Source organism: Pseudomonas sp. LBUM1678 (assembly GCF_059695575.1).
This window is the reverse complement of sequence record NZ_CP166775.1, coordinates 4,177,150-4,196,499: the sequence shown is the minus strand read 5'-3', so window position 1 is coordinate 4,196,499 and position 19,350 is coordinate 4,177,150. Positions and strand designations below refer to the sequence as shown.

General features: G+C 56.5%; 17 protein-coding genes. 7 read left to right on the top strand and 10 right to left on the bottom strand.

What is annotated here, in order from left to right:
- Positions 1-6: 6 nt before the first annotated feature.
- From ACA070_RS19090 to ACA070_RS19080, 3 genes are all read right to left on the bottom strand, one after another.
- A complete protein-coding gene (locus ACA070_RS19090; protein WP_497447892.1) occupies positions 7-2,220 on the bottom strand; it encodes a hypothetical protein in 2,214 nt (737 codons plus the stop codon).
- A 41-nt stretch (positions 2,221-2,261) separates the two neighbouring features.
- On the bottom strand, positions 2,262-3,500 hold the full coding sequence (wecB, locus tag ACA070_RS19085; RefSeq protein ID WP_497451990.1) for a non-hydrolyzing UDP-N-acetylglucosamine 2-epimerase: 1,239 nt from the start codon (positions 3,498-3,500) through the stop codon (positions 2,262-2,264).
- Positions 3,501-4,107: 607 nt separating this feature from the next.
- Positions 4,108-4,995, bottom strand: coding sequence for a LysR substrate-binding domain-containing protein (locus tag ACA070_RS19080; protein ID WP_497447891.1), 888 nt, complete (start codon positions 4,993-4,995; stop codon positions 4,108-4,110).
- Between the two features lie 135 nt (positions 4,996-5,130).
- On the opposite strand from ACA070_RS19080, the gene ACA070_RS19075 reads away from it, so the two are divergent.
- Genes ACA070_RS19075 through ACA070_RS19060 form a run of 4 tightly spaced genes read left to right on the top strand, consistent with a single transcriptional unit; the run spans position 5,131 to position 9,337 of the window.
- The gene (locus ACA070_RS19075) at positions 5,131-6,183 is read left to right on the top strand and encodes an agmatine deiminase family protein (RefSeq protein ID WP_497447890.1); all 1,053 of its coding nucleotides are present in this window, start codon (positions 5,131-5,133) and stop codon (positions 6,181-6,183) included.
- A 4-nt stretch (positions 6,184-6,187) separates the two neighbouring features.
- Positions 6,188-7,096 carry an N-carbamoylputrescine amidase gene (gene aguB, locus ACA070_RS19070; protein WP_497447889.1) on the top strand — a complete coding sequence of 303 codons (909 nt, stop codon included), beginning with the start codon at positions 6,188-6,190 and terminating at the stop codon, positions 7,094-7,096.
- A gap of 1 nt (position 7,097) precedes the next feature.
- Complete coding sequence (locus ACA070_RS19065) at positions 7,098-8,195, top strand: extracellular solute-binding protein (RefSeq protein WP_497447888.1); 1,098 nt, start codon at positions 7,098-7,100, stop codon at positions 8,193-8,195.
- A 23-nt stretch (positions 8,196-8,218) separates the two neighbouring features.
- Positions 8,219-9,337 (top strand): agmatine deiminase family protein, encoded by a 1,119-nt coding sequence (locus tag ACA070_RS19060; RefSeq protein WP_497447887.1) that lies wholly within the window; start codon positions 8,219-8,221, stop codon positions 9,335-9,337.
- 49 nt (positions 9,338-9,386) lie between these two features.
- Here ACA070_RS19060 and ACA070_RS19055 read toward each other — a convergent pair whose 3' ends face one another.
- Together ACA070_RS19055 and ACA070_RS19050 are read right to left on the bottom strand one after the other, a co-directional pair.
- Complete coding sequence (locus ACA070_RS19055; RefSeq protein ID WP_497447886.1) at positions 9,387-9,746, bottom strand: DUF6124 family protein; 360 nt, start codon at positions 9,744-9,746, stop codon at positions 9,387-9,389.
- 421 nt (positions 9,747-10,167) lie between these two features.
- Entirely contained in the window at positions 10,168-10,635 is a 468-nt protein-coding gene (locus ACA070_RS19050) for a hypothetical protein (protein ID WP_497303515.1), read from the bottom strand.
- 222 nt (positions 10,636-10,857) lie between these two features.
- Between ACA070_RS19050 and ACA070_RS19045 the strand changes: the two genes are divergently transcribed.
- Positions 10,858-11,469 carry a LysE family translocator gene (locus tag ACA070_RS19045; RefSeq protein WP_497447885.1) on the top strand — a complete coding sequence of 204 codons (612 nt, stop codon included), beginning with the start codon at positions 10,858-10,860 and terminating at the stop codon, positions 11,467-11,469.
- Positions 11,470-11,877: 408 nt separating this feature from the next.
- Here ACA070_RS19045 and ACA070_RS19040 read toward each other — a convergent pair whose 3' ends face one another.
- The gene (locus ACA070_RS19040) at positions 11,878-12,294 is read right to left on the bottom strand and encodes a hypothetical protein (protein ID WP_497447884.1); all 417 of its coding nucleotides are present in this window, start codon (positions 12,292-12,294) and stop codon (positions 11,878-11,880) included.
- Between the two features lie 310 nt (positions 12,295-12,604).
- On the bottom strand, positions 12,605-14,041 hold the full coding sequence (locus tag ACA070_RS19035; RefSeq protein ID WP_497447883.1) for an IS1182 family transposase: 1,437 nt from the start codon (positions 14,039-14,041) through the stop codon (positions 12,605-12,607).
- A gap of 666 nt (positions 14,042-14,707) precedes the next feature.
- Between ACA070_RS19035 and ACA070_RS19030 the strand changes: the two genes are divergently transcribed.
- Positions 14,708-15,175, top strand: a complete 468-nt coding sequence (locus tag ACA070_RS19030) for an NUDIX hydrolase (RefSeq protein ID WP_497447882.1) — start codon at positions 14,708-14,710, stop codon at positions 15,173-15,175.
- A 176-nt stretch (positions 15,176-15,351) separates the two neighbouring features.
- On the opposite strand, the gene ACA070_RS19025 is transcribed toward ACA070_RS19030, so the two are convergent.
- Positions 15,352-15,600: a hypothetical protein gene (locus ACA070_RS19025; RefSeq protein ID WP_497451989.1), complete on the bottom strand. Its 249-nt coding sequence runs from the start codon at positions 15,598-15,600 to the stop codon at positions 15,352-15,354.
- A 536-nt stretch (positions 15,601-16,136) separates the two neighbouring features.
- Here ACA070_RS19025 and ACA070_RS19020 point away from each other — a divergent pair.
- Positions 16,137-16,961: an alpha/beta fold hydrolase gene (locus tag ACA070_RS19020; protein WP_497447881.1), complete on the top strand. Its 825-nt coding sequence runs from the start codon at positions 16,137-16,139 to the stop codon at positions 16,959-16,961.
- Between the two features lie 363 nt (positions 16,962-17,324).
- On the opposite strand, the gene ACA070_RS19015 is transcribed toward ACA070_RS19020, so the two are convergent.
- Together ACA070_RS19015 and ACA070_RS19010 are read right to left on the bottom strand one after the other, a co-directional pair.
- Entirely contained in the window at positions 17,325-18,164 is an 840-nt protein-coding gene (locus ACA070_RS19015) for an alpha/beta fold hydrolase (RefSeq protein WP_497447880.1), read from the bottom strand.
- Between the two features lie 477 nt (positions 18,165-18,641).
- A complete protein-coding gene (locus ACA070_RS19010; RefSeq protein ID WP_497447879.1) occupies positions 18,642-19,223 on the bottom strand; it encodes a hypothetical protein in 582 nt (193 codons plus the stop codon).
- Between the last annotated feature and the right edge of the window lie 127 nt (positions 19,224-19,350).

Here is a 19,350-nt window from a genome sequence, read left to right as displayed (position 1 = left end):
GTTCCGTTACTGGCGATTGCGACGGGCGTTACGGCCAGCCAGCAACAGGATGAGGACCAACAGGATGCCACCCGGAATCAGCCACAACAGCGACGGCGTACGCCAGGCGTCCAGGCCCTTGGGTTCTTCGTTGTCGATCAATTGGCTGCCGTTTGGGTCCTGGGTGTCGAAGGTGGTCAGTGCACCGTTGTCACCGAGGATGGCCACGTCGCCGCGGGTCAGCAGAATCTGTTTGGCGAAGCGTGGTGCGTCACTGCCCAGGGCGCGATAGATCAGGCCGTGCTGGCCGCCGGCATCCACCACCTGCAACGTGGCCAGGTGGTTGAGGGGATGCACGTCAAGCAACACCTGATCTTTGTGATTGATGCGCAGGCGTCCCTGCTCATCGACCTGCACGGACTCCTTGCTGTCTTTGATCGGCAGCTCGAAGGCTAGGAAAGCCTTGTCCAGCGTGACCGAGGCATTCGGGTCTGTGACGACCTTCAATTGCGCCCGCAGCGGCGAAACACCGGCGGCGTCGGCGACCGAAATCACCTGCGGCAGGCTGCTCGCCGGATGCTCGAGGTAGGCCCGCGGCACCAGGAGTTGCGTGTCTACGGCAAAGCGCGCGGCCATGCCGGAGAAGTCATCACCCAGCGCGGTTTTTTCCAGCACGATGTGGCTGGTCGGCAGCACCGACACCGGGAAGGCTTGTGGTGTTTCCAGGCAGCGATCACTCACTGGCTGGCGCTGGAAAGACACGCGCAACACGTTGGTCGCGCCCACGGCATAACGCGGGATCCGCGCTTCGATGCGTTGCTTTTCCCCATTGGCTACAAGCTGCTGCGCACCAATCAGGTAATCATTGAGAAACAGCGAGGCCACCGGCGCGGTGTCCGACGCGCCTGGAGCGGCAGACACGTCGACCACAGCCTTCACCGGCAAGCGACCGTCGTACGCCACGCTGCCCAGAGGGAATGAAGTGCTCCAGTCAGACTTGGCCAGCACGTCGACAGCACCGGGGTTGCCGCCCAGGCGCGACAAGGCCACACGGCCGTCGGTGCTCAAGGGCATCTGGGCTTCGCTGACCGTCAATTGGCGACTGCGCGCCAATTTGTTCCAGGCTGTACTGAACAAGGCCAGTGCCTTGCCGGTGGCATGCGGCGCGATCATCAGCACCGGGCGCGTGCCCACCAAAGCCAGGCGCACATTGTCTGTGCCTTCGGCGGCAAGGCCTGCATTGATGTGCCGCTCACGCCATTGCGTGAAGGCGTTGGCTGCCGTGGCGTCGAGGCTTTGAATCTGGCTTTGCAGCGCATCGAGGGATTCATTGACCGCCTTGAGCAGCTGCGGGTCGTTAACCGCCAGATCCGCCTGGACGTTCGGTGTCTGGCCCAACATCAGCAACGCGCCGATCTCCGCTGGGTTCGCCAGGGTGTGCGGACCTTTGCCGTTGAGGCTGGCGAACGCGGGAATACCTTGCAGTTCGGCCGGGATGCGCAGGCCGTTCAGGTCGACGCTGTCTTGGATGGCAGGGAAGGGCAGGATCTGGCTGTGCTTGCCAATCCGCTCCAGTGCCACACCCAGACGCCACGCCGAATCGTAGCTTTCGGCAGACAAGGTGCCCGGTGCGACCATGATCCTCGGTTTGCCAGGCAATGCCGTCCACGCTGCACCGACGTCCCGCAACTGGCTGGCGTCGTAGCTGTAAGTGAGGCGGGTGTCCGGTTCGATACGCAAGACATTGCCGATGGCGCGTTCGTCTTCGCACAACACACGGTACACGATCGATGACCAGGCAATGCCCAGGCGCACCGAGCCGCTGTCCCGCGCTTTCTTGTCCACGCCCAGCGTGGCACTGGCGTCGCCTTGGGCTTCGCTGAGCCCTTGGGCGCGCACCGGATAACCGTCCAGCGACAGCAGCAAGGTGTTGCGGCCACCTTCGCCATTGAGGTAACTGGCGTCGAAATTCAATGTCGCGTCCGTCAGTGGCACGCCCGCCGGCACCGGCAGATACAGTTCGCGGCGGGCATCGGTGGAGCCGAGGATGATCGGTGCGTCGATCCCCAGATCGCTCAAGCGGACCTCACGCTCTTGTCGGGTGTCGGCGTTGAGTCGGTTGATCGCCTGGGTGAGCGGGCTGTCCGCGGCCAAGGCGAAGGTCGGCATGAGCGCGAGCAGGCTCACGCCACAGGCAAGGGCGCTGAGCGCACCCGTATGGATGGCAACGGAAGACTTCATTCAGGTAGATCTCGAGCTGATAAGGGGAGGAACGGTTCGGTTTATCGAGAGGTAAAAGCCGGGTAATTGTTTTCGGGCACAGGCTGCGCTGACGCGTAGTGCAGAAACTTGGGCAAAGGCTGACCGGCCACGATGAAATCATCCACCGGGCGGCCCATCAGGGCATCGACGATGCGCGCACTGGCCTTGCCGTCGCCGTAAGGGTTGGCCGCCTGGGAGCAACGACGCCATAGCAGGTCGTCATCGAACAGCGCGTTGACGCCTGCGATGATCGAGTCCGGCGAGGTGCCGACCAGGCGCACAGTGCCCGCGGCGACAGCTTCCGGGCGTTCGGTCACATCCCGCATGACCAGCACGGGTTTGCCCAATGACGGCGCTTCTTCCTGCACGCCCCCGGAATCGGTGAGGATCACATGGGCCCGTTGCATCAGGCGCACGAAGGCCAAGTAGTCCAGCGGCTGGATCAGGTGCACGTTGGGCAGGTCGCCCAGATGCTCGGTGACCGGGCCCATGACATTGGGGTTCAAGTGCACCGGATAGACGATCTGGATATCCGTGCGCCGGGCCAGATGACTCAAGGCCTTGCAGATGTCCAGGAAGCCTTCGCCGAAGTTTTCCCGACGATGCCCGGTCACCAGCAGAACCTTGCGGCCGGCCTGCAGGAACGAGAACTGCCGGTCCAGGCTTGCACGCAGGTCAGCGTCTTGCTCAATGCGCCGCGCGGTCATCTGCAACGCATCGATCACCGTATTGCCGGTCACGAAGGTGCGCCCCTGCAGGCGTTCGTCGAGCAAGTTCTGGCGCGACTCGTGGGTCGGCGCAAACAGCATGTCCGCACCCAGGTCGATGCAACGACGGTTCATTTCTTCCGGCCACGGGCTGTAGATATCACCGGTTCGCAGCCCGGCTTCCACATGGCCGACCGGGATGCGCCGATGGAACGCCGCCATCGCGGCGACCATGGCCGAGGTGGTGTCGCCATGCACCAGCACCCGGTCCGGGCAGGTCATTTCCAGCACCGGGTCAATCGCCCCGTAAAGTGCCGCCGTCAGCGAGTTGAGCGTTTGGTGCGGCGTCATCACATCGAGGGTGTAATCGGCCTTGAGGTCGAACAGATCCAGCACCTGTTTCAGCATGCTTTGATGTTGGCCGGTGATGCATATCTGCGAGTGAATGCCAGGTTCCGCAGCGAGGGCTTTAACCAGAGGTGCCATCTTGATGGCTTCTGGACGGGTACCGAAGATCGAAAGGATTTTAATCCTTGAATGATGACGAGCGATGATGTCTTCCTTGCGCAGTTTTAGTGCGCAGCACACTACAGGCCCAAGTTTTATTGAGACTTGAGCAAGCGGGTGTTATTTGGATTTGATTAATGCCGGGGGATCAGCGTAGGCGCTGATGTTCACTTCATGTGAGAGGGTGTATCGCCTGTTAAACCCGGAAGCGGTCGGATTATTAGCACCGAAGAGAAATGTTTTAAAGCGTTATATGAGAATTTTTATTTAATAAATAAGTTTGAAACTTTTATAAGTGTGGTCTGTCTTTTTTTGGTTTTGTGTTTTTTGAAGGTTTTTACTTGATTGTTGTTCGCATCTTAAGGCGTTGTTTTATATGGTTTTTTTATAGTTTGCCCGTTCGTCAGTGTGTTTGAATTATTGATTGGTTATAGCAGTCGTGATCGGCGTTATTAAAGTGTGGTGATCTGTGATGCCAGTCACTTAAATGACGCCTGAATAATGCCACGATACACTGAATAATTTTTTTGAACTAATAAGGTTTCTTGCAAAAGCGCTGTCGCGCATTAGTAGTGGCTGGAGTGCTTTATTGTGGGCAGTGAACTTCGCCAACTACTTGGCTGCGGATACTGGCCAATTGTTTCGCACCGATTCATGTCGCAAGCGTTGACGTCGTCTGGCTGGCTGCGTCCAGGTTATTCAGCAACCATTCGACAAAGTTTCGCGCCAATGGATTGTTCTCGCTGTCGCGGTGAGTCAGCAAAGCCCAGTTCGGGCCGCGAATAGTGTCCTCCACCAAGGGGTGCAGCCGTCCGCTGTCCCGCGCCGGCCGACTCAGTAACTGGCTGACCAGCGCGATGCCGAGCCCCGCGCAGGCCGCGTCCAACAGGAGGCCGGGGTCGGAGAAATTCAGCCCCTGATCCTTCTGGCCGACATCAATGCCAGCCTCCACGGCCCAATGACTCCAGTCCATTTCCCGCTCGCCGTGCAGGGTGGTGCGCTGATCGACGGGCACCGCCAACAGGTCCGGGTGACAGGCCGGGTAGAGGCGGTCAGCGTGCAACACCTTAAAGCTGCACTCGGCCTGCGAGCTGATGTCGTCACGCACCGCGAGGTCGATGGTCTGGGTGGCCATGTCCGGGACTTCATCGGTGCTGAAAATCCACAGATCGACCTCCGGATGCTGATGGCGAAAATCTCCCAGGCGTGGCAGCAGCCAGTGTCGGGCGAATGTCGGCGTGGTGTTCAGCACGAGTTGGTTGGGCTTCTGGTATTGCCCGAGGCGACGGATGCCGACCGCCAATTGCTGCAATAACGCCTGGGTCGTGCTGAGCAAATCATGCCCGGCATCGGTCAGGCTGACGCTGCGTCCACTGCGAAAAAACAATGGCTGCTCAAGGTACGCCTCAAGCGTGCGGATCTGCTGGCTGATGGCCGACTGGGTCAGGTGCAACTCGTCGGCGGCCTTGTGAAAACTGCCCAGTCGGGCGGCTGCTTCAAAGCCGCGAAGGGTGCTGAGCGGGGGCCAGTGCTTGAGCATATTGATAAGTTCCTCTAATCACTTTTCTACAAAATCCATCGTTTGTTAGCCCGTTTTTACGGCCGTAGCATGCATGCATAAACCGCCAAGGCAGTTTTCATTGATCACAATGGCTTAACTAAAAGGCTTTTTATCATGCTGCAGAACGAATTTCAAAACAGTGGCTGGTGGATGCCGGCAGAGTGGGTCAAGCACGCCGCGACCTGGATGGTCTGGCCGCACAATCAGGCGCTCTGGGAGTCGGGTTGGGGCGTTACCTTGCCGTTGGTGCAGGAAGATTTCGCCCGGGTGGCCAACGCCATTGCCCGGTTCGAACCGGTGAAAATCGTGGTCGACCCGTCGGCTGTCGCGAGTGCCGAAGCCCTGTGTGGACCCAACATCGAACTGATCCCGTTAGCGGTTAACGACAGTTGGTGTCGGGATTCCGGCCCGAGCTTCGTCTGTCATCCGCAACACGGCCTGGGCGGGGTGAGCTGGCGCTTCAACGCCTGGGGTGGCAAGTCGCTGCATAACCTGGACGAAAGCCTGGCGCGTCGCGCCCTCAATCGCCTCGGCGTGCCGTGTTTCGGCACCCCACTGAGTAACGAAGGCGGCGCGATTCATGTCGACGGCGAGGGCACGCTGATCACCACCGAGTCAGTGTTACTCAACCCCAATCGCAACCCGGGCATGACCAAGGCCGAGATCGAGGAGATTTTCACCCGACTGTTGGGTGTGAAGAAAACCATCTGGCTGCCGGGCGATCCGGACTACGTGACGGGCGACATGACCGATGGCCACGTCGATGGCGTCTGTGCCTTCGCACGGCCTGGCATGTTGCTGGTGGATGCCACCCACGACAAGAACTCTGTGTACGCCGAGGTTGCACGGGAAAACCGTCGCGTGCTGGAACTGGCCACCGATGCTCAAGGGCGCAAGTTCGAGCTGATCGAGCTCTATGAAGCCACCGACGCCGTGGACACCGAAGCCGAAGTGTTCTGTGCCTCGTACACCAATTTTTACATCGCCAATAACGCGATCATCATGCCGGCCTATGGCATCGACGCCGACAACGCGGCGGCCGAAGTATTGGCTCAGGCGTTCCCGGGCCGCGAAGTGGTGCCAGTGCGGATCAATCACCTGGCCCATGGCGGCGGCGGGGTGCATTGCATCACCCAGCAACAGCCGGCCTGGCCGGTAGAGGGTTGACGTCATGACCCTGTTGACGATTGCCACCACCCAGATGCCGTGCACCTGGGACTTGCCGCACAATCTTGATCAGGCCGAGCAATTGGTCCGTGAGGCGGCGGCGAAGGGCGCACAGGTCATCCTGTTGCAAGAGCTGTTCGCCACGCCGTATTTCTGCATCGAACAAAGCCATAAACATTTGAAGTTGGCCGAAGAATATCGATACAGCGGCGTACTTAAACGCTTTGCCGCGTTGGCCAAGGAATTGGGCGTGGTGCTGCCACTGAGCTGGTTCGAAAAGGCCGGCAATGCCTACTTCAATTCCCTGAGCGTGGCCGATGCCGACGGGCGCTTGCTGGGGGTGTATCGCAAGACCCATATCCCCAACGCCATTGGTTACCAGGAGAAGGAATACTTCAGCCCCGGCGACACCGGCTTCCGTGTCTGGGACACCGCGTTCGGACGTATCGGCGTGGGCATCTGCTGGGATCAGTGGTTCCCTGAAACGGCTCGCTGCCTGGCGTTGATGGGCGCCGAAGTCTTGCTGTTTCCCACCGCCATCGGCTCTGAACCGGGCTGCGCAGCGCTGGATTCCCGTGACCACTGGCAGATGACCATGCGCGGCCATGCCGCCGCCAACATCCTGCCGGTGGTAGCGGCCAATCGCGTCGGCCGTGAAGTGGCGACCACCGATTCGGACTTGCAGATGAGTTTTTACGGCTCGTCGTTTATCTGCAACCACAAGGGAAAGTTGCTCGCCGAGACCGACCGCGACAACACCGGCGTGCTGGTCCATAGCCTGGACCTCGCCGCCATGCGCGAAGAGCGCCTGAGTTGGGGCATCTACCGCGACCGTCGCCCGGACATGTACGGGGCGTTGTTGAGTCAGGACGGTCGTCACCTTCATGCACGCTGGAACACTCAAGGAGTCTGACATGCGCATTCCCCACAAGCTGTTGCTCGGCGCCTTGGGATTGGCAATCGCTTCGTCGTCGCTGCATGCCGAAGAGAAAACCCTGCGGCTCTACAACTGGGCCGATTACTTTGCCGAAGACACGCTGGCCAAATTCACCGCCGAAACCGGGATCAAGGTGATCTACGACGTCATGGATGGCAGCGAAACGCTGGAAGCCAAGATGCTGGCCGGCAACAGCGGCTATGACCTGATTTTCCCCGGCGACACCGTCGCAGAACGCTTGATGCGCGCCGGCAGCCTGCTGCCGCTGGACCGCTCAAAACTCACCGCTGTGGATGACATCGAACCCGGGTTGCAGAAGCTGCGCAGGCAGTATGAAACGTCGAGCAAGGCCACCGTCCCCTACACGTGGGGCACCATCGGAGTGACCTACAATGATGAGCAGATCAAACAGCGCTCGCCGGACGCCCCGGTCAACAGCCTCGACATGCTGTTCAAACCGGAACTGGCCGGAAAATTTGCCGACTGCGGAATCTCGATGATCGATTCGCCGGACGAGGTGCTGGCTGTCGTGCTCAATTATCTGGGCCGCGAGCCACGTAGCGCAAAACCTGAGGACCTGGCCGCAGCGAGTGAGTTGCTGATGAAACTGCGACCGTACATTCGCAAATTCCAGTCGCAACCCGTGACCGACCTGGTGAACGGCAACCTGTGCCTGTCCCTCGGTTACAGCGGTGACATGACCCAGGCACAACGGACGTCGGACAGCGCCGGCAAGCACACCCGGTTCGAGTACCGCGTTCCCCGCGAAGGCACCACGGTGTGGATGGATACCATGGCCATTCCAGTGGACGCCAAACACCCGGAGTACGCCTATGCGTTCATCAACTTCGTCATGCGCCCACAGAACATGGCCGCCATCAGCAACTTCACCGGGTACCCAACCTCCAACGCCAAGGCCCGGCCGGACGTCGATGCGACGATGCGCAACAACCCGGACATCTACCTCGATGACGCCACCTATGCGCGGCTGATTGCGGGCAAGGACATTCCACAATCCGACATGCGCGCGCGGATGCGCACCTGGACCAAGTTCAAGACGGCCACCGCAAAATGAGTGCTTCACACAAGGATCCACACATGCGGACGCGTCGGGATTTCATCAAACAAGTGTCGGTCATTGCCGGTCTAGGCGCCGCTGCCTCCATCGGTTTCAGCCTTGCGCCAGTGCACGCGGCGACCCAAGGTCGCTGGCGTATGCCGGATGAGGGCGACCAACACGAACGGGCCTTCATCGCGTTCGGCGCACAGAAAGCCATCTGGGAGAATTTCACGCCCCATGTGCAAGCGGCCATTGGCCTGATCGCCCGCACCATCGCCCGCCATGAACCGGTCACCGTGTTCTGCCGCCAGCGTGAGCGGAGTCTGGCCGAACAACAGTGCGGCACCACCAACATCACCTACGTCACCACCGAACTTGACGACATCTGGATGCGCGATATCGGCGCCAATTTCGTCATCAACGGCGAAGGCGGGCTCGGCGCCGTGGATTTCAACTTCAACGGCTGGGGCAACAAACAGCAGCACGACAAGGATGCACAACTGGCCGCTTTGGTGGCCGACACTGCGGATGCCCGTTACCTGCGCAGCGAACTGGTGGGCGAGGGCGGAGGTATCGAAGTGGATGGCCACGGCACGGGGATCATGACCGAAAGCAGCTGGATCAACCGCAACCGCAACCCCGACTGGACCAAGGCTGAGGTCGAGCAGGAACTGAAAGACCGTTTGGGTTTGCGCAAAATCATCTGGCTGCCGGGTATCAAAGGCAAGGACATCACCGACGCCCATGTCGATTTCTATGCGCGTTTCGTCAAGCCCGGCGTTGTAGTCGCCAACCTCGACAACGACCCCGATTCATACGACCGGAAAGTGACATTGGCGCATCTGCAAATCCTAAAAAACGCCACCGATGCCGACGGCCGCAAGCTGCAAGTGCACACCCTGTCGCCGCCGCTCAACCCGCGCAAGAGCCAGTTCAACCGCAACAACCCGGACTTTGCTGCCGGTTACATCAACTACTTCCTGGTGAATGGCGCGGTCATTGCGCCTGAGTTTGGTGACAAGGCTGCGGATACGAAAGCGTTTGATCTGTTGTCGCAGCTGTATCCGGACAGAGAGGTGGTGCAGTTGAATATCGACGCCATCGCGGCGGGTGGCGGGGGGATTCACTGTGTGACCAGTCATCAGCCGGTGGCTTGATCGGGATGGAAGCGAAGGCGCAATGCCTTCGCCTCACGGTCTTCCGTGATTAAGCGTGTGGAACGTGGTTGTCGAGCATTCGATTCACCGCCAGTTCCCCGAGCATGATGACCTGCTGAAGCGCCAGCAAGGTGTTGCGGTGGGAGCCCTCCATCATCCCTGCAATGTCGCTGGCCATGACACTGGCCGACGCCATGGACTCACACGCTTGCACCAGCAAGGTTTCGTTATCGACATCCGGGGCAATCATGTAAATGGTGCTGGGTTTGCGTGGTGTTTTCATGAGCGCCGCCGGATTGAGGTAGAAATTGAGCGCGCGCTCGGCGGCTTCGTGCAGTTTTTTTGAATCGAGGGTTTCGTAGGGGGAAGCCGGATCGGTGTCCGGTGGGTTGGGTGTGGGCTTGAACATGGTGAATCTCCTAACGGCGTTAAAGGAGCCATCACCCTCGCTACCAACGAAGGGTGGAGGCCATACGCAGGTTGGTAGACCGGCCGTCAGGAACCCCGGCGCGTCCGAAGACGCCCTGCGCATGACCACCATAAAACGGAGACGAAAAAACCCCCGCAAAACGGTAGTGCTGTGCAGCTGACGAAACCGGGCTACCAAACCCGATCGCTGTTATTCAGCGACGGGGAAACGATAAAACCCAGGCCGTAGGCGCACAAGCCGGCGGATTCTGGCTTACCCGTAGGCAACGGCGCAAGGATTTGTAGCCTTTGGGAAGTAACGTGGAGTGTCGTTAAACAACGGCGTTAAACATGCAGGCGCTCGCTTTCAACGTCTGGACGCTACCGATCTTCAGGGGCTGATATCGACCCTTAGCTGCCGCTCATGAAGTCGTGTCCCAACGGAAATGGATGTACTCATCTTCATACTCCGCGAACAGCGAAACGATGAATTCCGTTTTCATTGAGTACATCAATAGCGCTCCTACGAAACCGGTCGACTCATGCAGAGGTTGTTTGAGTGGAGCGACCAATTCAATCGCCTGATCCGCAACCATCTGATTGAAAACAGCTTCAGAGATTTCCTCAAACTGAGCGTCGGAAACGTATCCGGGGAAATAACTTTCACCTCCGGGTCGCCAATCGATCCATTCCGCGTGAAGCCAGAAGTTTAATCCATTCTCTTCTTGCCGCTTGAAGGAGCGGGTTACCCTGATGGTCTCCTGAGATGCCGGGCACTGAAAGGCGCTTGATGGATAGGTGACGTAATAGAGCACGGGACAATCATTGTGCGATCTCCAAAAAAGCAGTTGCTCACTGGAGAGCTGATCAAAGTCGTTTCTGTTGAACATGGAAGAACCTAATGTTTACACCGTACCAATGGGAAGAGCGACCAGAAGTGGCAAAATGATAGCAAATGTTTTTCGGGAACCGTCAGCTATTGGCCGCTTGCAGCCGGCCATCACAAGTGCATGCCTTGTCGTGCATGGGGAGCTAACGACCGTATTGTTTTCCCTGTTCACCAAGTGCGAACATTCCGCTTTGTATACCAAGTCAACATGGAGGCTTCGAACGTGAGCGCTACTTCTTCGATCTGGTTTTTTGTCGTGCCATTCGCGATTGCAGCAGCAATCCCCGGTCCCGCTCAGGGAGCCCTTCTAGGTCAAGTGGTGTCGCGCGGCGCAAGGTCTACGATACCCTTCATCGGAGGCATGGTTCTGGGAAATGCTGTCTGGCTGCTGGTCGCTACCCTCGGTCTTGCGGCGCTGGCACTGCAGTTCGAGCATGTGTTCATCGCGGTGAAATGGCTCGGTGTTGCCTTTATCCTGTTCATCGCGTGGAACTTATGGTCGAAGAACACCGAACAACTTCAAGAACCTCCCAAGCGCTCAGCAGGCCGAGGCCTTCTTGCAGGAGCTGTGTTGACCCTGAGTAATCCAAAGGCCGTGGTATTTTTCGGTGCGGTGCTGCCTCATGCATTTGATCTGATGGCTCTGTCCTGGCCAGAAGTCATTTTTATTACCGCCCTCGGCATTGGGATCGATCTCACCATCCAATTGGCTTACCTCGTTACCGCATCGCGAATCAAGCGGGCCATCCAGTCACCGAAGGCAATGAAGCGTCTGAATAGAACGTCAGCCGGCGTAATGACTGGATGTGCGGGTTGGATGGCCGTTTCGCACTGATCTCCTCTGCAGTACGGCTTTGCAAGCCTGCAAAGCCTTCACTCTTTGCCGTTGATCGACTAGGCCACCCCATTTGCCCTCCAAGGACCTGATCTCTCGGTCGCATGCTTGGGCGGACGTCTGCTATTGGCCGAGGCTGTGTAAAAACGTTTTTGAGCGCGACAGGTGCTCAAAACCGGACTGAAAATCGCGCTTCTACGCGAAATCCACATCTGCTGACGTGCCGATAAATTTCAGATTTAACGTAGACGCGCACACTTCAATTTTGGCGCAGCTTTTTTACACACTCTGGGCCGATAGCAGTCAGTCAGCAAGGGCAGCTTGCAACGTAAAGTGGACACTCATTGCTGGAAGCCGCCGGCCAGAAGCGGCTTCGAGTTCACCTGTCAGCCTCTATGACATCCGCACCTACAAGTTGCTAAGAAGCTCGCGTCTCACCTGAAGAGCAATCGCTGCAAAGCCCTTTCCACTGCCACGCTTGCGGGGTGTGTAGTCCTGATGAGTAGAAACATCCGCCCATTGACTCACCGATTCCACGTACCTATGAGTGCTATCGGTATCAATTTCAAACGCAATGAACTGTTCTTTTTGAGTGAGCAGTAGCCCATACAGGCGTGGCATTCCGGGAAAGTCGACTTCAAGGTCGAGCACGACGGTTTCTGGCCATATAATGCCTTTTGACTCGCCATAGGTTTTTAAGGCGGGGGGAACTCCTGTGGCCAGCCAAGCTTTGGCGGTTACCATGAGTCTGTGGGCCACAAGAGCATTTTGCTCTTGCACGTTCAGTTGCCGCTTTTTTATCAGGCGGTCAATGTCCACTTCCATCTCCACTGAAATCGTCGATCCAAGGATGGCGATGATCTATTAAACGCGCAACGACTCAGACGATTCCCACCTGCACGCTGCTACTCGAACTAAGCGGGAGGTCCCGATGGAGTCAGCGAAAGACGACTTTCGACCCAGGCTGTGTGAAAACGCGCTAAATACCTCGAAAAGTGAGAGTCGCGAGGGTTGCCTATGGAATCAGCTGGCGGAAGCGCGAATTAGCTTAGTCAGTGACATAGAAGTTCGTAATGCCGTTTGGGCCGCGTCAGCGGCCCAAACGGCTACTAACTGGCGAGCCAAACGGCTGGATTCACGCCCTGATCGCCTCAAGCAGTCCTGCGATGCCGAAGATGCTCATCATTCGTTTGAGGTTGTAGGCGAGTACATGAAGGCTCATCTCAGTGCTCACCCTCGGCAGGGTTTTGGTCAGGAAGTGGGTACTTCCCATCCAGTACTTGAGCGTTCCAAAAGGATGTTCAACGGTCTGTCGACGAACCCTCATCATCGCTGGATCATGTTCTAGCCGAACCTGCATCGCGTCGATTACTGACTCATGTTCCCAGCGCTTCACACGGCGCTCCTTACCCGTCGTACATTGCTTTTGCATTGAGCAGGACTGGCAGCCCGAGAAGTAGTAACAATGCAATAACATGCCGTCTTCCATCGACGAATGCCGCCTGGTGAGTAACTGCCCCGCAGGGCATCGATACTCGTCCGACGCAATAAGATAGATGAAATCCTGTTTGCCGAATCTGCCTTCGGCTTTGCTGCCAGATGTGAGGGGTTTCGGTACGAAAGTAGTGATGCCGGCTTGCTCGCAAGCAAGGATTTCCAGACCTTTGTAATAGCCTCGGTCGGCAACCACCGTTAGCGATTCAGCCTCCATTTCTTCACGCGCTTGGTTCGCCATATTGCTCAGTTGCCCACGATCATTACCGACGTTGGTCACCTCATGGGCAATGATCAGATGGTGTTTGTCGTCGACAGCTGTTTGTACGTTGTAGCCAACCGTTCCGGTGCCTCGGCCGCTCGTGGCCATTGAGCGTGCATCTGGATCGGTAAGAGAGATTTGCTGGTCTGGACTTTCGTGGAGCTGCGCCTCGATGTCCTTGAGTTTCTGCATCTGCTTTTTCAGTGTTTCTATCTTTTCTTTAAGCCGCTCTGCTTTTGCCTCGGCCACTTCGGGCGTTGCCCGATCCGCCGAATCCATCGCCGCCAGATATCGATCAATGCTCTGCTCGATCTGCTGCATGCGTGCCTTCACCTTGCCCTGAGTGAAGTTGCGGTCGCGATTATTGACGGCTTTGAATTTGCTGCCGTCGATGGCGATGATCGATTGGGAGAAGAGATTGAGGTTGCGACAAAGAACTACGAACTGGCGGCATACGCTGCGAATGGCTTTGCCGTTGTCTTTGCGAAAGTCGGCAATGGTTTTGAAGTCCGGAGCCAAACGCCCCGTTAGCCACATCAACTCGACGTTGCGCTCGGCCTCTCGCTCAAGTCGGCGGCTGGATTGAATCCGATTGAGATAGCCGTAGATATAGATCTTCAGCAACACCGCTGGGTGATAGGCCGGACGACCCGTTGCAGCAGGATGAACACCTTCAAACCCAAGTGGACCCAGGTCGAGTTCATCGACGAAAACATCGACCACGCGCACTGGATTTTCTTCGGCTACGTAATCGTCCAGACACTCCGGCAGCAAGGTGACTTGCGTCCGAGCCTCACCTTCAATAAATCGCTTCATGATCGCCCCCGCTACGATCTCGACGATCAGAAGATTAGACAATTGCGGGAGTTTTCACCGGGTCTGGTCGACTGCTGGCTGTCATGAAAAGCCGTTTCGATCTAAACAACCCCCGTCATCGTCTCTAGAGCGATGATCGGTCGACACCTTGTACAATCTCGCTTGTTACAAAACCCACCCCGCAATGATCGCAATAAAACCCATCAACCAGCTGCTCCAGTGGCGCTGCTTTCAGAAGGGCAGTCTTGCATTCATCAACTGCTAGCTGATCCAAGCGTTGATAGCCTGCTTTTTCTTCCCCATTGAAGCGTTTTTTTGGGCTTGCTGCCCCTATCAAAATTCCCTTTGGTCTGACGTGTTGGACTGATCCACAGCGGGGGCAGGATTCCATAGGGTTATGGTTCATGGCATGACCTGATTTGAGAGGGGCGAGAGTAATGATACCGATGAACTCTAGAAATCCTTTAACCAATGTCGTAAGAACTGACTTCCAGAGTAGTGAAGATGATTCCGAATATCTACGGACTTCACGTAGAGTCGCCCCGTCCCTATCGATGCTGACGTTTTCACACAGCCTGGACCCAAAGCGGACATCTGAATATCTGGCCGCTTGCGTAAAGGATAAGGTCGTAAGATGTGTGCTTCATTGCCGATAAGGAAATCGCCATGTCACCGAACAAGGCTTGCCCCGTCATCCTCTCCAGTCTTCCTGGCGCACACATCCTTCTGTTCCGCCATCCAATAGCAGGCGTACAACTGGTCAAAGGGACAATCGAGAAGGGTGAAACTCCAGCTCAGACCGCTCTGCGTGAATTAAGGGAAGAATCAGGCATAGAAGCCGCCTCGGTTGTCAGCGACATGGGGTGCTGGAACGCCGGGCATCTCGACCAGATATGGTCATTTCAGCTGTGTTTCACCGAGGCACCTTTGCCGGAGCAATGGACTCATCACACGCTCGATGACCATGGCCATACCTTCAGCTTTTTTTGGGCTCCGCTCGATGATTTGCCGTTTGCCGACTGTCATCCGGTCTTCCGTCGAGCATTACGGTACCTGACGGCCACGCTGACAGTGCAAGGTTATGTATTGGCTCATGATCAAAGCACAAACATATCATCCGAAGCTCCGACTTGATTTTCGCAAGCGGCTTTCGAGCGGCTGTTTCTGGCTGAAGCGGTCGTGAGTCGTAGAAAGGATGTGCTATCAAGCTGTAGACCCCAACCAAGCCTGAAATTTACGGCTATTGATAACCATCGAAGGCAACACGGGCTGAGGAAGCTAGGGCGTAAAGCCCTAGCAGATAGCAGATGTCACTTTTTCTTTTTCGCCGGCTTTTCTGCCTTCTCTGATTTCTTAGCCTTTTCTGGCTTGCTATCAGCTTTTTTTGCAGATTTCTTTGGTTCGGCATCTTTTTTCTTGTCTTTCATTTCGGAAGATTTCGAAAGAGCCGAGGCCGCAGCTGATTTCTTTGCCGGTGATGACTTCTTGTCTTTCAATTCCTTGCTGGCTTTCGAAGCGTCACCTTTGCTTTTCTTCTCGTCTTTAGCCACGTTGATCACCTCTCGGAGTATGCCGGTATTGGCACAATTGCCTGTGCGATTCTCCACAAGCTGATCATTAGGCGAGCGCGTCCAAAAGCGGTTCAAATTATTTTGATGCGTCGAGATAGGCTTTGGGTGATGCAGCGATAGGTAATGAGGGCAGGACATCCAAAATAGGTCATCAGCTACGCCTCGGAGTTCCAGGCTATCAATTGGAGTTGTGACCGACCCATTGAATAACTGAGCCGTCGATCCATTGCGTCGGGGAGGCTGATGGGCGGCCATGGTCGGCCATTTGCCCGCCGTTTTCGTCGTCTATGCTGATTACCGGGACCGATCTGGCACGGAGGCTGCCTCCATTCCCTCAATCGCCGACGGATTGGCTGGATGGTGCCCAATACGATGTTTCATATCAGCGCGAAACTCCCGACCAGTTGGCTGACGGCGGCGCAGTCCTGGCGGTCGGCTCCTTGCTGCCGGGCTTAAGCCTGGCGTCTTCGCAATCCTCTCCACCCGTTTCCATCCAGAAAACCTCGAAGGGAGTGCACGAATCCATGAGTACCTTCACCACCAAAGAAGGCGTAGACATCTATTACAAGGATTGGGGCAAAGGCCCGGTTGTCGTCTTCAGTCATGGCTGGCCACTGAATGCCGATAGCTGGGAATCGCAGATGTTTCACCTGGCCTCCAACGGCTGTCGCTGCATTGCCCACGACCGGCGCGGTCATGGCCGCTCCAGCCAACCCTGGGACGGCAACGACATGGACCACTACGCGGATGACCTGGCTCAATTGCTCGACCACCTTGATGTAAAGGACGCGACCCTGTTCGGTTTCTCCACGGGCGGCGGCGAGGTGGCGAGGTACATTGGGCGTCACGGGACCCAGCGGGTTAAAAAGGCCGGACTGATTTCAGCGGTGCCGCCCTTGATGGTCAAAACCGAGGCCAATCCTGGAGGGTTGCCCGTCTCCGTATTCGACGGCATTCGCGCCGGTTTTATTGCCGACCGCTCGAAGCTGTTCATCGATATCCCGAGCGGTCCGTTCTTCGGCTACAACCGTCCCGGCGCGACGCCGTCGCAAGGAGTCATCAACGCGTGGTGGATGCAAGGGATGCTCGGCGGCCACAAGAATACCTATGACAGCATCAAGGCATTTTCCGAAACCGACTTCACTCAGGATCTGAAGAAGTTCGACGTACCGACGCTGATCATTCACGGAGACGACGATCAGATTGTCCCCATCGATGCGGCAGGACGTGCCTCGGCGAAACTGATCAAAAACAGCAAGCTGATCGTCTATGAAGGTGCGCCCCATGGCATTACCGATACCCATAAGGAGCGGCTGAATGCTGACCTTTTGGCCTTCGTAAAGTCCTGAGCGCACATCGCCGTCCTCTGAAAACACTCAACTACGAAAAGCCCGCTGAACGATTTAGCCAATCTGTTGCATCGACCGGTTGAATCCACAGCCAAAAGCAGTCGTTTGGAAGGGGATAATAAATTTATTCCCTTTTCCTTTGGGAGACTCCTTACGTTGGGGGGCGCGAAGGCATCAGGCCGTTGAAAAACTATCTGTGTTGGCAATACAGCGGCAAACACGGCGAAAAAATGCTCATTTACAGCTCGTAAAATTCGCTTGTCGGCCGCTTTTGCATTGTCTTGCCTGCCTCGCCTACGTTTTTCAGCGGCCTGCTAGCGAGCTTGCACGACTTTGAACAAGCCCATTAGCAGGCATCGGCGATCAATTCCGCTCAGATTGCAGCAGGCGTGGTTTGAACATGCCGTTGGCGATCATCGGCGCGGGCTCTTCGTCGCCGTGCTGCTGGCAGAGGAATTCGCGAATCGCTTCAGCGGTTCGCCTGGCGCTGGTCACCACGAAAAAATGTCCCTCGCCCTGCATCACGTGCAGTTCAGCACGGCGAATGGTGCGGCGCAGGATGTGCGCGTTGTACAGCCGCACCAGGGTGTCGCGCTCGCCGGTGAGGATCAGCGTGCGCTGGCGCATACGGAACAACCGCAGCAAGCTGGTCCAGCCGACCAGGGCGGTGAGCTGGTGGTAATAGGTTCGCGGGTTGACCGTGAGCATGCCGTTCACCACACCGAAGCGCAGCAGCGTCTGTATCGAATTTCGCGAGCCTTCTTGCTTGCGCAGTTTGGTGCTTTTGCTCGTACCAAAAAAATCCAGGATGTCGGCGGGTTTCACCAGCATCGCAGGGCCTGCCGAGGTCGCCGCGAGGATCAGCCGGCGCACCATGTTCGGGTAACGCAGGGTGAATTCTTGCGCCAATGCACCACCCCAACTCACGCCGAACACATCGACCTGGTCGATTCCCAATTGCTTGAGCATCTCGGCGATCAGGTCGGCATGGCACGGCAGACGCATCGGCCAGCGGGGCATTTGCGATTTGCCGACCCCGGGCACATCCAGCGTAATGGTCCTGTAGTCCGCTAGTTCATCGCGCAGGGGGTCGAAGCTACGGATCAAACCACCCAGACCGTTGAGCAAGAGCAGCGGTGAGCCTCGGCCGCGGATTGACACGTTCAACTGCAAGTCTTTAATGGTTAATTTTTGCGTCGTCATGGTTTTCCCCTTGGCCTACCCGCTGTTAAGACAGCGTCTTGCGTGCATATGATCCCGGGGCCACTTTGACGAGGAAAATGTTCAACATCACCCCTTGATGAAATTAATCATGAACGTCCTCGATCTGTGAGAGTTGGCGACTGCTGCCCTTCGTGACAGGCAGAAAACGGCCGAGGCTGTGTAAAAACGTTTTTGAGCGCGATAGGTACTAAAAATCGGACTGGAAATCGCGTTTCTACGCGAAATCCACATCTGCTGACGAGCCGATAAATTTCAGATTTAACGTAGATGCGCATACGCCTGCTATTGGATGGCGGAACAGAAGGACGTGTGCGCCAGGAATACTGGAGAGGATGACGGGGCAAGCCTTGTTCGGTGACATGGGCGATTTCCTTATCGACGATGAAGCACAGATCTTACGACCTTATCCTTCTTTTTGCTCAAAAAGTACCTCTAGCCAACGTCCCGTTTATCTAACTACGTTAGCTTAAATCGCTCTAACGCATAATCCTTACCTGCCAAGGTAAGTTCAAAAGTGGTGGCGCCAAACGTACCCCGTGTCACTTTTTGCGTCACAAGACGTTTAGCCTGGAGTTGCTTTAGACCGGCTTCAACTTCTAACGTACTGAGTGAGACAAGTTTGCAGACCGAGTTTAAATTTGCAATTTTTCTGAAGTTTGCATGATAGGCCAACGCTTCCATCAGTAGGGTTTGGTTATCCGTCAATCGTGGAAACTGAGGGTTGTTCATTTTGTAAACTTTTCGCTCTATCTCATGTAGCTCGCCGTAAGCTCCATCAACGTTGCGGGTGTAGTAAATCGCTACAGACAGCGTGCTGATTAAAATCGCGATAATCATCAGCAGCGACCAATTTGGCATTGGCGTTTCCAGCAAAAGCCAATCCAGGAAACGTAGCAGCCAGCTCGTGGTATCTGCCAACAATGTCTGGTCGAAGTATGTGTCGAACAGCTTTATGCCAGCCCAGGCGACAAGGAAAATTCCAGCCCAGTAGGTCATCGCCTTGAATGTGAACGGGGAATGCTTGTCTTGTGCTGCCATGCTATTCGTCTCTGGTGCAGAACAGATGTTATCAGCATAGCAGTGGAAAACCGGCCCTCTGGCAGCTGACCTGCAAGGTCAGCAATTGGCCGATTGCTACCCATCACGAAGGGCTGCAATCCACCCA

What these genes read in the sequence shown, in the direction of transcription:
- ACA070_RS19075 (WP_497447890.1), top strand. Translation starts at nt 5,131, where the DNA reads ATGCTGCAGAACGAATTTCAAAACAGTGGCTGGTGGATGCCGGCAGAG.
- ACA070_RS19080 (WP_497447891.1), bottom strand. Translation starts at nt 4,995, where the DNA reads ATGCTCAAGCACTGGCCCCCGCTCAGCACCCTTCGCGGCTTTGAAGCA.
- ACA070_RS19050 (WP_497303515.1), bottom strand. Translation starts at nt 10,635, where the DNA reads ATGTTCAACAGAAACGACTTTGATCAGCTCTCCAGTGAGCAACTGCTT.
- ACA070_RS19065 (WP_497447888.1), top strand. Translation starts at nt 7,098, where the DNA reads ATGCGCATTCCCCACAAGCTGTTGCTCGGCGCCTTGGGATTGGCAATC.
- ACA070_RS19055 (WP_497447886.1), bottom strand. Translation starts at nt 9,746, where the DNA reads ATGTTCAAGCCCACACCCAACCCACCGGACACCGATCCGGCTTCCCCC.
- ACA070_RS19010 (WP_497447879.1), bottom strand. Translation starts at nt 19,223, where the DNA reads ATGGCAGCACAAGACAAGCATTCCCCGTTCACATTCAAGGCGATGACC.
- ACA070_RS19015 (WP_497447880.1), bottom strand. Translation starts at nt 18,164, where the DNA reads ATGACGACGCAAAAATTAACCATTAAAGACTTGCAGTTGAACGTGTCA.
- ACA070_RS19035 (WP_497447883.1), bottom strand. Translation starts at nt 14,041, where the DNA reads ATGAAGCGATTTATTGAAGGTGAGGCTCGGACGCAAGTCACCTTGCTG.
- ACA070_RS19060 (WP_497447887.1), top strand. Translation starts at nt 8,219, where the DNA reads ATGCGGACGCGTCGGGATTTCATCAAACAAGTGTCGGTCATTGCCGGT.
- aguB (WP_497447889.1), top strand. Translation starts at nt 6,188, where the DNA reads ATGACCCTGTTGACGATTGCCACCACCCAGATGCCGTGCACCTGGGAC.
- ACA070_RS19020 (WP_497447881.1), top strand. Translation starts at nt 16,137, where the DNA reads ATGAGTACCTTCACCACCAAAGAAGGCGTAGACATCTATTACAAGGAT.
- ACA070_RS19090 (WP_497447892.1), bottom strand. Translation starts at nt 2,220, where the DNA reads ATGAAGTCTTCCGTTGCCATCCATACGGGTGCGCTCAGCGCCCTTGCC.
- ACA070_RS19030 (WP_497447882.1), top strand. Translation starts at nt 14,708, where the DNA reads ATGTCACCGAACAAGGCTTGCCCCGTCATCCTCTCCAGTCTTCCTGGC.
- ACA070_RS19040 (WP_497447884.1), bottom strand. Translation starts at nt 12,294, where the DNA reads ATGGAAGTGGACATTGACCGCCTGATAAAAAAGCGGCAACTGAACGTG.